Genomic DNA, 15,247 nt, shown 5'->3' on the forward strand with positions numbered 1-15,247 from the left:
TTACATAAAGATGACACACCCAAGATTTAAAAAATTTTTACGAGTCTCCTAGACTCCCCTGAATTTGACGCACAAAACCCGTATATTCCCTATGTTTTCAAGGAAATATACGGGTTTCTTAAAGTTATATCTTCCTGATCTCAGAATCAGTTTTTAAGACTAAAAATCCCAGTCCTCATCCTCAGTGTTCACGGCTTTACCGATCACATAAGATGAGCCAGATCCCGAGAAGAAGTCGTGGTTCTCGTCGGCATTGGGCGAAAGAGCCGATAAAATAGCAGGCGAAACATTGGTCACGCTCGCGGGGAACATCGCTTCATACCCCAGGTTCATGAGAGCCTTATTCGCGTTGTAGTGCAGGAACTTCTTGACGTCTTCGCTCCAGCCCACACCGTCATAGAGTGAATGCGTGTAGGCTACCTCATTCTCATACAATTCGTACAGCAGGTTGAAGGTGTACTCCTTAAGTTCTACCTGCCGTTCCGGGCTCTCTTTTGCTAAACCACGTTGGAATTTATAGCCAATGTAGTAGCCGTGAACAGCCTCGTCACGAATAATCAGACGAATCAGATCGGCGGTATTCGTCAGTTTAGCGTGCGCCGACCAGTACATGGGCAAGTAGAACCCTGAGTAGAACAGGAAGGACTCCAGCAGCGTAGAGGCAACCTTCTTCTTGAGCGGATCATCCCCCGTGTAGTATGCGAGAATAATCTTCGCTTTCTTCTGCAGGTGCTCATTTTCGGAGGCCCATCGGAAGGCATCATCAATCTCTTTAGTCGAACTCAGAGTCGAGAAAATCGAAGAATACGACTTAGCGTGCACCGACTCCATGAAGGCAATATTGGTGTATACGGCCTCTTCGTGGGCGGTGACTGCATCCGGCAAAAGAGACACAGCACCAACGGTTCCTTGAATAGTATCCAGCAGAGTCAGCCCGGTGAAAACACGCATGGTCAGCTCTTTTTCTTCTGCCGTCAAGGTTTTCCATGAGGGAACATCATTGCTCAGCGGAACCTTTTCAGGCAACCAAAAGTTACCGGTCAAACGGTCCCATACCTCAAGGTCTTTATCATCTTCAAGACGGTTCCAGTTAATAGCCTCAATCGGGTGGTCGACGAGGTGCACTTTTTCACTCATGTGTATCTCCCAGATTGGATGTCACGCCCACACAGGCATGTAATGTTTTCTAAAGTTACTAATCGAGTCTGTTTCGGGGGGCAAGAAGAACCTCTTGCACCCCGAAACCCGTAAGATGCTGATTCATTTACAGCATGCAGGATACGCAGCCCTCAACTTCGGTGCCTTCAAGAGCCATCTGACGCAGACGAATGTAGTAAATAGTCTTGATACCCTTACGCCATGCGTAAATCTGGGCACGGTTAATATCACGGGTAGTCGCGGTATCGCGGAAGAAGAGAGTCAAAGACAGACCTTGATCCACGTGCTGAGTTGCCACGGCATAGGTATCGATGATCTTCTCGTACCCAATTTCGTAGGAATCTTGGAAGTATTCCAGGTTATCGTTCGTCATGAACGGTGCCGGGTAGTAGACTCGCCCCAGCTTGCCTTCCTTACGAATCTCAATCTTAGAAGCAATCGGGTGGATCGAAGAAGTCGAACCGTTGATGTACGAGATAGATCCGGTGGGCGGAACGGCCTGCAAGTTCTGGTTGTACATGCCGTATTGGGCTACATCGGCGGCAAGCTGAATCCAGTCTTCGCGGGTCGGAATATGATGCTTAGCAAACAGCTCACGTACCCGTTCGGTCTGCGGTTCCCATTCCTTCTCAATGTACTTGGCGAAGAACTCACCGTTAGCGTACTTTGAACTCTCAAACCCTTCAAAGGTCACGCCGCGCTCCTTGGCGATCTCCATGGAAGCGCGAATAGCATGGTACGTCACCGTGTAGAAGTAAATATTGGTGAAGTCCAGACCTTCTTCGGAACCGTAGTAAACGTGCTCACGCGCCAGGTACCCGTGCAGGTTCATCTGCCCCAGACCGACCGCGTGGCTCATATCGTTACCGCGTTCGATAGACGGCACGGAACGAATATCGGATTGGTCGGAAACTGCGGTAAGCGAACGAATAGCGGTTTCGACGGTTTTCCCTAGGTCATCACCGTCCATGGTCATTGCGATGTTGAGAGACCCAAGGTTGCACGAAATATCTTTCCCAATTTCGGCGTAGCTCAAATCGTCGTGGTAAATCGACGGCTTTGAAACCTGCAGAATCTCCGAGCAAAGGTTAGACATGATGATCTTGCCTTCAATCGGGTTAGACCGGTTAACCGTATCCTCAAACATCACGTAGGGATACCCGGACTCGAACTGCACCTCAGCAATGGTCTGGAAGAACTCGCGCGCGTTGATCTTGGTCTTGCGAATCCGCGAGTCATCCACCATTTCGTAGTACTTCTCAGAAACGTTGATATCTGAGAAAGCTACTCCGTAGATACGTTCTACATCGTAGGGCGAGAACAGATACATATCTTCGTTACGCTTTGCCAGCTCGAAGGTAATATCAGGAATCACAACGCCCAAAGACAGGGTCTTAATGCGCACCTTCTCGTCCGCGTTTTCACGCTTAGTATCTAAGAAAGCATAAATATCGGGGTGATGCGCGTGCAGGTAAACCGCGCCTGCACCCTGACGAGCACCCAACTGATTTGCATATGAGAACGCATCCTCAAGGAGCTTCATCACAGGGATAACACCGGAAGATTGGTTCTCAATCTTCTTGATAGGAGCCCCAGACTCACGTAGGTTCGTGAGGGCGAACGCAACGCCGCCTCCACGTTTTGAAAGCTGCAGGGCAGAGTTGATGGAACGGCCAATCGACTCCATATTGTCCTCAATACGCAGCAGGAAGCAGGAAACGAGCTCACCGCGCTGCCTCTTACCAGCGTTCAGGAAGGTCGGGGTTGCGGGCTGAAAACGACCGGAAATGATCTCATCTACGATCTCTTCTGCAAGTTTTCCATCGCCTTCAGCAAGAAGCAGAGCCACCATGCATACACGATCCTCGAAACGCTCCAGGTAACGCTGACCGTCGAAGGTCTTGAGCGCGTAGGAAGTGTAGAACTTGAAGGCGCCTAGGAAGGTGGGAAAACGGAACTTGGCCGCATAGGCACGTTTGAAAAGAGACTTCACAAAGTCAAAACTGTACCGGTCGAAGAGTTCCGGCTCGTAGTACTGATTCTCAATCAGGTACTCGATTTTTTCTTCGAGATCGTGGAAGAAAACCGTGTTGTTATTAACATGCTGAAGAAAATACTGACGTGCGGCTTGACGGTCGGCGTCAAATTGGATCATGCCGTTTTCATCGTAGAGATTCAGCAAAGCGTTCAGCTCGTGGTAACTCATACCTTTGAACTTGTCAGGTACCGCTTTGGAGCTGTGTCCGGCACCGAGAGTCTCTAGCGCTGAAGGCAGTTTTGCGTCCAAAATTCTTCCAATCCTTTGTTTACTTTTTCGACATCTGAGGGGGTTCCCATAAGCTCGAACTTGAAGAGCAAGGGAACATCGCATTTCTTCGCCACAATATCTGCCGCGATTCCGAAGAGAGATCCGAAGTTTGTATTTCCCGATCCGATAACACCGCGAAGCTGGCGACGGTTCTCTTCGTTGTTCAGGAATTTGACGACCTGCGGGGGAACATTGCCTGCCCCTTCTGGTTTCCCGTATGTGGGTACGCACAGCACATAGGGTTCGTGCATAACGGGAGTCTCATCCTTAGTTCGCAGAGGAAGGCGCACGTTTCGTGCCTGTAGTTTCTCAACGAACTTGTGTGTGTTGCCTGAAATTGAGGAGAAGTAGACAACGAGCGGCGAATCCTTACCCAACGAGCTTTGAGTCGCTCGGCCCTCAGCGGCATCACGTGCCTGAAGAATAATCTTCTGAATCTCAGCGTTCTCATGCGTAGGATTTTGTGCGAGGGGGGTGCTCATATTTCTCCTTACTCCACGATCAAATACCCACGGAAATTCTGTGGGTTGAGTCGTGCTTGACGCTGCCGCCTATGCTAATGCAAGCGCGTTAATCTTGTCAGGCTGGAATCCTGACCAATGCTCTTCACCGGCGATGACGACCGGTGCCTGCATGTATCCGAGGGACTTAACCATCTCTAGCGCCCGGGAATCTTCCGTAATGTCTACTTTGTCGTAGTTGATGCCCTTGGCGTCTAGCGCCCGGTAGGTCATGTTGCACTGAACGCACTGCGGTTTGGTGTACACGGTCACTACCATCGGTTTTCTCCTTGTCAGCCCCCAAGGCGGAGCGTAATTGCGTGAATACTTTGTGTGCAAGGCAGAGGATTCTTGTGCTCGATGAGACTTCCTTTAGCTCTAGAAGGCTGGAAGCATTTCGTCATCGGCCGCGCAAAGAATCGAGCCGGGTATTAATACTACATGTTGTGTCTGAAAATTTCTCTGACACAAGATGCTGTGGTGAAGTGTGAATGTTTTGTTCGAGAAACCCACACGCGAGCACAAGGACATTCAGTTTATCCACACCTCAGGAGAGTGTAATTCCGCTAATTATTGCGGACAATACAGAGTTATCCACATATCGGCTCTGTGAGCGGAACGTGCATTGCTCTTTTAAACTGAAAATCTGTTCTGTTTTTTCAGGGCGAACAGGCTTTTGTGTGAGATTTCTGGCATTGCTTCCCTCTTGATTTTTAAGTTTTTATACCCATCCCTTGATTCTGCGCGGAACGAGACTGAAAAACTCGACTGGATTCCACCTACATGCGTCGTGTTGGAAGGTTTTTATGGCTTTTGAGAGTACGGCAAAGATGTGATTAAGAAATTTTTGAAACATTCAGATGATCGGCGTGTTGTTGGATTTTTGTGAAAGAAATCGTCAAACCCATTAAAACCCACATCTCGTATGAGGTCAGTACAGTTCGCCTGTGGATAAGCGTAATGATCTGCTGTCTCAATAGTTGATGTTCCCCTGCTGGCCCTCAAGATGAGGTCAGCTCTTCCCCACGCCACAGAGAACAGCCATACAGATAACCTAATACGTATTTAGAGAAGTCCTCGCTCACGAAGCAGTCGGCTCAGCGTATGTCCGTCATTCGCCTCCATCCACAATGGAGAATTTGTCATTTTTTGCGCTCTCTGATCGCTCCAGACCCGCCCAGAGGCGAGAACGCTCTCCCCCACGGTGAGGTTACGAATCATGATAGCGGCGACGTTCTGCGGGTAGCGCACCGCAAATCCGTTGTATATATCCGGGTCACGCTGTCCGTCGTCGCCGATAAGAATCCACTGCATCTGGGGAAATTCTTGGGCAAGTCGTTTTAGAGAGTTCACTTTGTGTTGGGACCCCGACCTAAACCAGCGGTCAGGAGTTGGTCCCCAGTCTGTTAATAGGAAGGTTCCACGCGGGTAGCCATTGCGGGTCAGAAAGCGACGCAGTGTCGGTGTAATATTCCAAGCGCCAGTGGAAAGATACATAAAAGGTGCCTGAGGATGCGCTCGATGAATGCGGTCCATGAGCACCGCCATGCCCGGGGTCGGAATGCGCGCGTGCTCATCCAGTACAAAAGAGTTCCATGCAGCGACAAGAGGACGCGGCAACATAGTCACCATAACGGTATCATCGACGTCTACGATAACCCCAATTTTCTGGGATTCCGGGACGATATAAACGTTAGTTTCAACGGCGCGGGAACCCGGTACATACATGATGACCTTATGCATTCCGGCCGGTAAGTCTAGGTCAAGGCGCACATCCAGCACTCCACCACGGTCGGTTTGTACCTCAAACGTATGCCCTGCAATAAGAATAGTCACATACACATCCGACATGGCAACGGTGGTAAAAGCCCGCCACCCGCGCGTCGGGTTATCGGTATCTTCGGTACCTTCCACCACATGCAGGAGTTTTTCAAAAGCAGCCGTCTTATAGAGGGCACGCCCAAGAATACGCACCCACCCGGATTCAGTATCTGTGGCTACCCGTCCATATCCTTCAGAAGGCACCACAATAGGCTCACGCCCGTGAGCCACAGCTCGCTGTTCACGCCAACGATGCACGGCATCGCCCATACGATACCCTAGGTTAACGGCTTCACCGGCAACTTCGGTGACCACGCTGCGCAATTCTTGTGGGCCTAGATTCTCCATGCTTTCTAGTTTTCCATATCTTGCAATAAAACACCCTATTTTCAAGTTCGACCTCTAAAGCGTCCTCATCAATTAGTTTCTTAGCCGCTTAATCTTCTTCTCAGGGGGGTATTCAAACGGGTTTAAAGAGAAAAGGATCTCGGTTCCCCTCTACTGTGGAGACCGAGTCCTTCTCTTTCGTCGTTAGGGCTGCTACAGATTTAGTGTGTGCGATAGATCAGATACTCTCAGCCGATGAAGGAACAAGTATCAGTTCAGTGCTCACCACTTTCTAGTGATGCTCAGACTGCCCGGATTCTTCAGTATGCAGCTGGAATGGGCCTGAGCTGAGTTTTACCTGGCAGTACGCCGCGCCTTTACCTTCTGCTTGTTCTACGTGGTGCACAGGCTCTTCTTCACCGGTAACTTTGATACCGCATTTCACTACGTCATTAGGGTTATCCGCATAAACAGCCACCTGAATAACCTTGCCAGCCAACTCATGGTTATCAGCCGAAGTCAGCCGATAGTAGTTAGTTTTCGCTTCTAGACTCTGCTCGGCAGAATTGATTTCTTGACCGTCTTGAAAGATCCGAAGCTTTCCAGTTTGAGCCTTATAACCATTATGTTCACTGCCGTTTAGGACCTCGGCGGAGACGGTAATATCGCCGCGATTTCCATAGTCTGGAGCGGAATTCAGAGACAAACCGGGCACAACTTCTGCGGAGCACCCGGTGAGTAATGCAACCGAAGCGGCCGCAACGAGAGTAATTTTCTTGACCATATGTCCATGGTAACAGTAGGCTACAGGCGAAAACGCTAGATGATGCAAGGTTTCAGCGTTGTATCCGTACTAGTTAAAATCTGACACTTTCGCAAAAGCGTCGATTGTCATCTCTTGAGCTAACCGCACGTTATCCTTAAGAGTATGCCGCACTCTCCTTCACGCCGTCTGCTTCTCGCTGGTTCTCTCGGTGCATTAGCACCGATTATTTTTGCCTCCACGCCCAAGACCATTAATGCGACTACTAGCGATTTTTCCTCTACCGCTCATGAAACACAGGATAATGTTCCTGAGTCGCTCACGTTCTCTCCCGCAGCGCCGCCAAAGCCGAATGAAGGTTTCAACGTAGCAACTATTGCGAAACAGTCGTGGTCTGCCCCTATGACCCGCCTGCCGGGTGAAGGACGTTATATCGCGTGGACCGTTGACGATGGAGTCAGCCCAGAAACAATTCGAGCCTACGCAGAATTTGCTGCGCGTACCGGTGTGCGCCTAACCTTCTTTGTCAATATGACCTATGTGGGGTTCACTCAAAATGTTGATGTGCTTAAGCCGCTAGTGCAAACTGGACAGCTTCAAATTGCAAACCACACCTTTAGTCACCCCGATTTAAAAACTCTCAAAGATGATCAGATTAAGCACGAACTAGAGAAGAACGAGGCTGAGATTCAAAGAGTTTTTGGGGTCTCGGCAAAGCCTTATTTTCGTCCACCCTACGGCAGCTATGATGCGCGAGTGCTCAAGGTAGCCGCTAGCGTAGGATACACGCGCCCGGTCCTGTGGGAGGGAACTCTCGGAGATGAGGCCAAAACCTCAGCGCGTGTCATCTATATGCGATCGCTCAAATACGTTCTGCCGCAACGAATCCTGTTAGGGCATCTGAATTTCACGACCATTATTCCGCTTCTTGATCGTCTTGCTGGGTTAGTCGCCGAGCGTAAGCTCATCACGGTCACACTCAACGACTATTTTGAGGGGCTAACCGAGGAAGAACGTAAGGCCTCCGAGCCAAAATCCGAAGAGAAGAAGGACGATAAGAAAGAAGAACCAGCTACTCCGGCCCCAGCTGCGGGATCTGGTCTTGGCGCCGCCGGAAAATAGAAGTATATAAGTGTGTCTTTGGCCGTTCCTGTAACTATAGTCAAAGATGCACATGTTTTGATATAGCGTTATTTGCCTGGTCCCCGTCGGTGCAGCCGCGCCTTATCAGGTACTCAGGATGCTCCTTCCGCTCCCCCTTGAACCTCGGGGTTTTGAGACACATGTGGTCGTACAGGAGGCATAGTTTGCGGCTTGTGAGTTTCAGTCCAAACCCGGTTAAGACCTTCCAAAATTGCCGCGGGCGGTTGGGCTCCGTTAATAACCCACTGCGCTTCAATCAAAAAGAAAGGAACGCTAGTGATGCCCAATTCCTGCGCCACGCGCTCGTCAGCGCGTACATCCTCAGCATAGTGGTCGCCCGCGAGTATTTCATCAACCTGACGTGAATCAAGGCCAATATCGGAGGCGATCTTCCGAATGGACTCGTGTTTTTCAATGGAGCGTCCCTGCGTAAAATATGCTTTTTTGAAAGCCTCTTGAGCCTCTGCTGCTTTCCCCTGTGCAGTTGCGTGATGAATAATACGGTGAGCATCAAAACTATTGCCGTACTTTGCGTTTCGCCAGTTAAAGTCCAAGCCTAATTCTTGGGCACGTTCTGCTATTCCTTCTTGAGTAGCAATAGATTCTTCTAGGTTGAGGGAATATTTCGCGGCAATGCGTTCAGCAAGCGGCAACGCATTGTCCTCCCGGGCATTTTGGTCGAGCTCAAAGCTATGCCAACGAACCTCTACTTCATCACGGTGCTCAAATTGGGCGAGAGCTATTTCAAAATTCCTCTTACCTAAATAGCAGAAAGGGCAAACAATATCTGACCAAATATCTACGCGCATCATGTACCTTTCAAAAAACTAACGATTACACCGGCAAAACGCGCACAGCACTAATTTATTCCGGCGTACGTCCTACCCGTAATAGTCACGCAAGGTTACGGGGGTAAGATTCCGTTCGTCCAAAAGCATTTTGATCTTATCGAGCACTTCAATAACTCCGGGGTAGTTCAAATGGCCAATGAGAATAGTCTGCGAGTTCGCATATTTTTCGGAATATGCGTATATTTCTTCGGCAGGTATGGGTGAAGAATCAGCTAAAGACCCGTACCAGAGAACCGCCCTGTCGAATCCTACACCTGCCGCAGCCTCAAGCACACGAGAATCATAGTATCCATATGGTGGGCGGTAATATGGTTTAGAAGACACGCCGAAAAGCCGCTGTATCTCTTCGTCATTTTTCGTCAATTCTTCGGCAATTCCTGCATCATCTAGCGTAGTCAACGCCGCATGCGACCACGTATGATTGCCGATTTGAATCTGCCCTGATTCTACCAACGGTTTAAGAACGTCTAGGTTCGGTTCAAAAGCGTTATATGACCCGTTGATAAAGAAGGTAAGCCGGGTTCCCGTTCGGGCGGCAAAATCTGCATAGGCGCGCACAACATCAGGGCTTTTCCCGTCATCAACGGTCCAAGCAATATAGTTCCCTGCACCTTCCAAAGCGGTTTGCGGTTCATCCCACGGGTGCGCCACCTCTATGGGATTTATCGACTCCGGCAAGGCCGCTTTCTGCTGGTCATCCTCTTCTGAGGAATCTAATGCTGGTGCCGAAGATGCAGAGGACGAATCTACCCATGATGCTGATTCCTCAATGCCCGCGACCTTTTCATCTCGTGTTACGGCATAAGGCACGCCTACACCCAAAAGCGGGGTGAGCATACCTAAAACAGCCGCTCGGCGTGGTATACGGGTGAAACGATCCGCCGATTTACGATGTGGGGTTTCGTTGCTTGGATTCTGGTGTTTATATGGGTACATATACTTCTACCCTATCGTGCTCTTGTGCAGAGGCATAGTGCTTTTGCATAACTTATAAAGTTGGGTGGGAACGTTCCCACCCAACTTTTTATAACGTAACTATTAGGATTTATTTCTTTTTAGGTTCGCAAGCGATACCATCACCATCTGAATCAAGATGAGTTCCATACCCCGGCTGTCCGCGGTATAAGGGCGCAGCCCCTGCTGCCCGTGCAGCAGCACAATTTTTGTAATAGACACCACCACCGTTATTTACAGACGCAGGCTGTTCTGGAACCGGGGCAATATGCCGCTGCTGCGCCGAAGTCTGCGCAGGCACGGGAGCAACAGGTTGCTGCTGCACGGAATCCTGTTGCTGTTGAACCGGAGAAGGTTGTTGAGCTGCCTCGGGTTGAGGGGCAGAAGTAGAGGCGTCATCAAGAGGTACCTCGACAACATCCTCATGCTGTTCAGCGTCAGCAGTGGCAGCTGGTTCTGGCGTTACTTCAGAAATAGTGGGAGAGGTAGTTGGAGTAGGGGTTGGTGACGGAGTTATGGAAGCCGTAGGGCTTGCAAAGGCGCTCGTAGAGGCCGTCGCAGAGATTGATGGGGATGAAGAAGGGGTTTGTTCTTTGCGGGCATTATTGCCGGAGCATCCGGTAAACAACACGGCACCAATAAGCGCCACCGCGACAATGTGGTTTCTCATATACAATTATTCCTCATGAATGAGTGGTGAATAAATCCTCATGGAGAGCTACCTTAGCTCTCTGCACTAGTTTAGCCTAAACTTATGGTCTCTAATACTCCGTGTTTTTATATTTGAGAAAATCCCAATGGAGTCGTATCTTGACATATGTTTCTTAGAACAGGTTCATTATTATGAAGTTTTTATCTCTGATGTTATAATGAGTGTCTTCTCCAGAAGATCTTCAGATTTTCCCTAGAAGCCTCACAAAATTCAGCATAATATTCTTACTATCGAAGGTTTTCGAGAAAATTATCGAGCTCGGCAGGAGCACAGAACCGGTATATATGGGCTTGTACTTCTGGATGCGCGCATGCCGCCATAATACGCGGCAAGCTGTCGCGCCTATAGCGCAGAATCCATTTCCAAAATTCTAGGTTCTCCGGGGAGCGCCGTAACGCACGCATACCGCATACGCGAGCGCTAAAGTCTAAGAGAATAACCGTGTCTGCAGCCTTGAGCCGTTCTAGTAGTTTGGTATCATATACGCCTAAATCACCGTCTATAATCCATTCAGGCTCAGAGATGATCTGCTGATGAATAACATTCCACTGATCTACTGGAGTAGGTGTAAGGTCTTCATCCCAGAAATACTGGTCTAGCTCGAAAACAGGTAGTTTATAGCGGGTAGCAAGATAGGAAGCCAGGGTACTTTTGCCGGCACCTCCGCGGCCTAAAATAGCAATACGTTTCATCATGACACCTTATAAATTCTCAAAGACTAGTAGTATTCGAGTTCGTCAATGCTGCCCAATACGGCAACATCCATAGTTCTCAGGGCCTCAAGATTTGTAATAGTGTCATCTTGATCAATCAGATATACAGTGTATCCCTCGTGTCTCATTCTTCTCATAATTTCTAGGAGCATATGCTGGGCGACCTCATCCACAGAATAAACTCGGGTAATATCGAGTGCTATTCGTGTTCCCGTGTAGTGTGTATCAACAATTTCACGGATAACTCGCTCTGCACCGGCAAATCTAATTCTGCCCTGCAGTTGAATTACCTGGGTTATTTTCTCACCGGAGCCTATTCGGTAGTTAGCTCGTATTGCGGACCGAGCAACAGTGGGTATGTTCATAACGTGCATGCCCATATCTGAGGAGAATCGTTCGAAGAGAGATACACCGCGCACGCTGTTGCCGTGTACATCTAGGCGTGGTGAAAATGTTGCTAGTCCCAGCTGGCCCGGTACGGCGCCAATAATTCCCCCGCCTACCCCACTTTTAGCGGGAATTCCGACCTGCGTTGCCCAGTCCCCTGCAGCGTTGTACATACCGCAGGTGAACATAACACTCAGTATCTGGCGCACCACTGTCTTAGGTACTACCTGTTCCCCGGTAACGGGTTGAATTCCGTAGTTTGCCAGAGTTGCCGCCATCATCGCCAAATCCTGCACGGTTACCAGCAAAGAGCATTGACGGGTGTAGCCTTCGACTACGCCGGTGGGGTTCTCCGTGAGAATGTCGTGACTGCGGAGCATATGAGCGATCGCCAAGTTACGATGCGCGTGTTCGATTTCAGACGAGTACACCGCTTCATCAACATCAAGGGAGCGGCCAGCGAAGGCAGAGAGCCCAGAAATCACACGTTCCATACGCTCTGCCGGATTCATTGTTTCTGTACCGACTAAAGAATGCGTGGTAATTGCGCCAGCGTTAATCATGGGGTTTAGCGGACGACCGGAACTGTCTTCAAGGGAGATCTCGTTGAAAGGTTCCCCGGACGGTTCAACTCCCACTTTGTCTAAGACTCTCTCAAACCCGCGATCAGCAAGGGCTAAAGCATACACGAAAGGCTTTGAGATGGATTGAATGGTAAACAGTGCTTCAGTATCACCGGATGCATAGAGCTCCCCATCAACCATAGCGATAGAGGCGCCAAGCCGTTCAGGATTGACTTCGGCAAGTTCAGGAATATAGTTTGCGAGTACACCCGTTCTATCGTCCGCAACGCTTTGAAGGACTTCGTCAAGGTAGCTCGGTATCGGTGAATGCATGAGTTCCCTCCTGACGGACGATATTTTCCTAATACACGGTGTGAGTTTCTTGGGCATAGAAACATCATGCGTCTTCGCGGTGGGAAGATTCTGCCCAAGTCCTAGCTTCTTGAAGTTTAGCTTTTACGCATTAAATACTCCAAATATGGCTTAACTATTCCATCTGTTCGTAGGTGTATTCCCCTTTCCTCTTCCCAGTGGCTAGGGCAAATTCTGCTTTCAGGTAGTTTTTCGTGTCCTGCAGGTCTTTAGCACGACCGTATATTGTAGCTTTGACATTGATACGAAAATTACGAAAGGAGAATCATGGCTACATTAATTACTGGTGCGTCTTCGGGGATCGGCGAGGAGTTCGCACACCGTTATGCCGCTCAGAAACATGACCTCGTCTTAGTAGCGCGAACCGAGAGTAAACTCCAGGCTCTAGCCGAAAAGCTGCGTGCCGAGCACGGTATTACAGTAACGGTAATTCCTTGTGACCTTACCGCGCCAGATGCGGCTGAGCGGCTCTGGGAAGAAACGAACCGTGCTGAGCTAGAGATTGATGTACTTGTCAATAATGCAGGGTTTGGAACCTCCGGTGACGTCGCTGATGAGAGCCCTAAGCGTCTGGAACAAGAAGTACGCCTTAACTGCCTCACCTTAACAGGTCTGACGGCTCGGTATCTGCCCGCCATGCGTGAACGCAAAAACGGAACCATCATCAACATTGCTTCGACTGCTGCCTTTCAGCCACTGCCCCATATGGCGGTGTACGGCGCAACCAAAGCATTCGTGCTTTCCTTTACTGAAGCGCTCTGGTCCGAAACCCGAAAAGACGGCATCCGCGTACTTGCGGTCTGTCCCGGCCCCACCGATACCTCATTCTTTGAAATCGCCGGTGAATCTGCAGCAGTCGGAAAAATGCGCTCTGTCCATCAGCTGCTAGACAACACGTTGCGTACTCTAAAAACCACGAAACCCAGTTTTGTGGATGGAGTGGGGAACGCCATTGTGGCGCGATTTGTAACCCGCGTGGTGCCTAAGCGCTTCGTCATGACAATAGTCGATCGTGCGCTCCAACATAGGAGCTCTCAATAGGATGCACACCCCTCTCTTCCCTGGATGAAGGAGCATATTCTTTAAACTCTTTTTAGAATCTTAGCTAGGTTTTTAAATGTATTGTTCGGGGTAATCGCCATACCCCTCTTATCTCTTCGCACTATTATTTCGTGTAAGGGACAAATACTATTACGCGCCAAAGGTACATTCATGTGAAAGCACCATGTACTGTTAGAAAAATAATAAAATACCGCCCAGTCCTTTCGGACCAGACGGTCAATAGTGGAGATAAGGGGACTCGAACCCCTGACCCCCTGCATGCCATGCAGGTGCGCTACCAGCTGCGCCATATCCCCTCATATAGTTTTGCGTTGCCTTAGCAACAGAAAACATAATACACATCTTTCTGCTAGGCATGCAAGTTCTCGCACTGTTACAGACATAAAATGCAGAGCACCGCCGAAGATACCAAATTCTGGTATGCCTCAGCGGTGCCCCACATGATGCAACAAAATTGTTACTCGTCAGCAGGAACGACCCGAGATGCTTCCTCTTCGCTTTCGCCTTCTAGATCAAACGGAACTTCATGGGTAACACCTAGTTCAATACGCGGAGCCTGCGCCCACAAACGATCCAGAGCATAGAACTCGCGATCTTCTTCATGCTGAACATGCACTACGATATCCCCAAAATCTAGGAGAATCCAACGACCAGATGCACGTCCTTCTCGGCGTACAGGCTTCAAATCAACCTGTTCTCGAAGCGCATCCTCAATTTCATCAGCAACCGCATTGACGAGGCGCTCATTATGTGCCGAAACTACCAAGAAACCGTCAATCAGCCCCATAGCGTCAGAAGCATCCACCGCAAAAAGCTGGGTTCCTTGTTTTTCTTCCGCCGCTCGGGCGGCAATGCGCAGAGCCTCACAAGAGGACTGTGCAGCAGTCATTTTTTCCTTTCTTGCCGTCAGGTTTCTCTGACGGACAGGCGCCAAAGCAAGCAAATGCTTATGCCAATCGTTACCTTTGATTGGAGATAAACATATACACACCCAGAATAGCTAGGATAATGCACCCGATAATTACAATCCAGGACAGCAGGGACAAGGACTTATTTTCGCTTGTCTCAATGGATTCGTACTTTGACACTGTTTCATCCGTATTCGTTGCAGGAACCTGTTTCATACTTGCAGTATTTCCAAGCCTACGAGGAGACTTAGCAGCGTTAACCTTCGCAATTGAGGAGGTCATCGCCTTTTCTGTACGTGCAGACACACGCTGTGCGAGTTCAGTTGCTTGGTCTGACGTCAGGTTCTTGCCATCGTTTAGAGCTTTATCAAAGCCTGGCTTATTCTTCGAAGGTGCAACAGGCTTTGCATCCTTATTCTGAGGCGATGGCTTAACAGCAGAGGTAGAACCTGTTGCCGGAGATTTAGCGGGTGTAGAATCAGACTTCTTCACCTGCGAGAGCGAACCAGTACGCGCGTTTACCTTCGGGGTGGCGCCTGTACGCTCGGAAACCTTCGGGGTCGAGCCAGTACGATCCGAGACCTTCGACATCGAACCGGTTCGAGTAGGTACCTTAGGCACAGACCCAGTACGCGAAGAAGAAACCTGCGAGACGGAACCTGTACGGGTGTTCACCTTCGGGGTGGCGCCTGTACGCTCGGAAAC

The 15,247-nt window shown here is 49.5% G+C and carries 14 protein-coding genes, 1 tRNA gene and 1 pseudogene; 2 read left to right on the forward strand and 14 right to left on the reverse strand.

All coding sequences use genetic code 11. The features are described 5' to 3' along the window. Positions 1-159: 159 nt before the first annotated feature. From nrdF to HMPREF2625_RS09045, 6 genes are all read right to left on the reverse strand, one after another. A complete protein-coding gene (gene nrdF / locus HMPREF2625_RS09020) occupies positions 160-1,137 on the reverse strand; it encodes a class 1b ribonucleoside-diphosphate reductase subunit beta (protein WP_070524048.1) in 978 nt (325 codons plus the stop codon). 127 nt (positions 1,138-1,264) lie between these two features. After that, the gene (nrdE, locus tag HMPREF2625_RS09025) at positions 1,265-3,445 is read right to left on the reverse strand and encodes a class 1b ribonucleoside-diphosphate reductase subunit alpha (RefSeq protein WP_070524050.1); all 2,181 of its coding nucleotides are present in this window, start codon (positions 3,443-3,445) and stop codon (positions 1,265-1,267) included. Further along, positions 3,418-3,948: a class Ib ribonucleoside-diphosphate reductase assembly flavoprotein NrdI gene (nrdI, locus tag HMPREF2625_RS09030; protein ID WP_070524052.1), complete on the reverse strand. Its 531-nt coding sequence runs from the start codon at positions 3,946-3,948 to the stop codon at positions 3,418-3,420. The genes nrdE and nrdI overlap by 28 nt, the downstream gene beginning before the upstream one ends. 69 nt (positions 3,949-4,017) lie before the next feature. After that, a complete protein-coding gene (gene nrdH, locus HMPREF2625_RS09035; RefSeq protein ID WP_004004799.1) occupies positions 4,018-4,245 on the reverse strand; it encodes a glutaredoxin-like protein NrdH in 228 nt (75 codons plus the stop codon). Positions 4,246-5,031: 786 nt separating this feature from the next. Further along, positions 5,032-6,135: an App1 family protein gene (locus HMPREF2625_RS09040; protein WP_013399171.1), complete on the reverse strand. Its 1,104-nt coding sequence runs from the start codon at positions 6,133-6,135 to the stop codon at positions 5,032-5,034. A 271-nt stretch (positions 6,136-6,406) separates the two neighbouring features. Beyond that, complete coding sequence (locus HMPREF2625_RS09045) at positions 6,407-6,898, reverse strand: hypothetical protein (RefSeq protein WP_013399172.1); 492 nt, start codon at positions 6,896-6,898, stop codon at positions 6,407-6,409. A 144-nt stretch (positions 6,899-7,042) separates the two neighbouring features. Between HMPREF2625_RS09045 and HMPREF2625_RS09050 the strand changes: the two genes are divergently transcribed. Then, positions 7,043-7,999, forward strand: coding sequence for a polysaccharide deacetylase family protein (locus tag HMPREF2625_RS09050; protein ID WP_070524054.1), 957 nt, complete (start codon positions 7,043-7,045; stop codon positions 7,997-7,999). Between the two features lie 113 nt (positions 8,000-8,112). On the opposite strand, the gene HMPREF2625_RS09055 is transcribed toward HMPREF2625_RS09050, so the two are convergent. The 5 genes from HMPREF2625_RS09055 to HMPREF2625_RS09075 all read right to left on the reverse strand — a co-directional run bounded on the left by HMPREF2625_RS09055 (position 8,113) and on the right by HMPREF2625_RS09075 (position 12,533). Next, entirely contained in the window at positions 8,113-8,832 is a 720-nt protein-coding gene (locus HMPREF2625_RS09055) for a DsbA family oxidoreductase (protein WP_246826766.1), read from the reverse strand. 69 nt (positions 8,833-8,901) lie between these two features. Beyond that, positions 8,902-9,807 carry a polysaccharide deacetylase family protein gene (locus tag HMPREF2625_RS09060; RefSeq protein WP_070524058.1) on the reverse strand — a complete coding sequence of 302 codons (906 nt, stop codon included), beginning with the start codon at positions 9,805-9,807 and terminating at the stop codon, positions 8,902-8,904. A gap of 109 nt (positions 9,808-9,916) precedes the next feature. Continuing rightward, on the reverse strand, positions 9,917-10,495 hold the full coding sequence (locus tag HMPREF2625_RS09065; RefSeq protein WP_070524060.1) for an excalibur calcium-binding domain-containing protein: 579 nt from the start codon (positions 10,493-10,495) through the stop codon (positions 9,917-9,919). A 269-nt stretch (positions 10,496-10,764) separates the two neighbouring features. Continuing rightward, positions 10,765-11,232 carry a P-loop NTPase family protein gene (locus HMPREF2625_RS09070; protein ID WP_070524062.1) on the reverse strand — a complete coding sequence of 156 codons (468 nt, stop codon included), beginning with the start codon at positions 11,230-11,232 and terminating at the stop codon, positions 10,765-10,767. A gap of 23 nt (positions 11,233-11,255) precedes the next feature. Continuing rightward, on the reverse strand, positions 11,256-12,533 hold the full coding sequence (locus tag HMPREF2625_RS09075) for a glutaminase (protein WP_070524064.1): 1,278 nt from the start codon (positions 12,531-12,533) through the stop codon (positions 11,256-11,258). A gap of 306 nt (positions 12,534-12,839) precedes the next feature. On the opposite strand from HMPREF2625_RS09075, the gene HMPREF2625_RS09080 reads away from it, so the two are divergent. Beyond that, a complete protein-coding gene (locus HMPREF2625_RS09080; protein WP_070524067.1) occupies positions 12,840-13,613 on the forward strand; it encodes an SDR family NAD(P)-dependent oxidoreductase in 774 nt (257 codons plus the stop codon). A 244-nt stretch (positions 13,614-13,857) separates the two neighbouring features. On the opposite strand, the gene HMPREF2625_RS09085 is transcribed toward HMPREF2625_RS09080, so the two are convergent. The 3 genes and pseudogenes from HMPREF2625_RS09085 to HMPREF2625_RS11115 form a co-directional block, all read right to left on the reverse strand. Continuing rightward, positions 13,858-13,930 (reverse strand) — tRNA-Ala (locus tag HMPREF2625_RS09085). Positions 13,931-14,091: 161 nt separating this feature from the next. Beyond that, positions 14,092-14,523 (reverse strand): ribosome silencing factor, encoded by a 432-nt coding sequence (gene rsfS, locus HMPREF2625_RS09090; protein ID WP_004004813.1) that lies wholly within the window; start codon positions 14,521-14,523, stop codon positions 14,092-14,094. Between the two features lie 70 nt (positions 14,524-14,593). Further along, positions 14,594-15,247: pseudogene (locus HMPREF2625_RS11115) on the reverse strand (hypothetical protein); the annotation flags it as partial.

Origin of the sequence: Rothia sp. HMSC064D08, from assembly GCF_001809525.1 — a bacterium.
Classification (GTDB): Bacteria; Actinomycetota; Actinomycetes; order Actinomycetales; family Micrococcaceae; genus Rothia; species Rothia dentocariosa.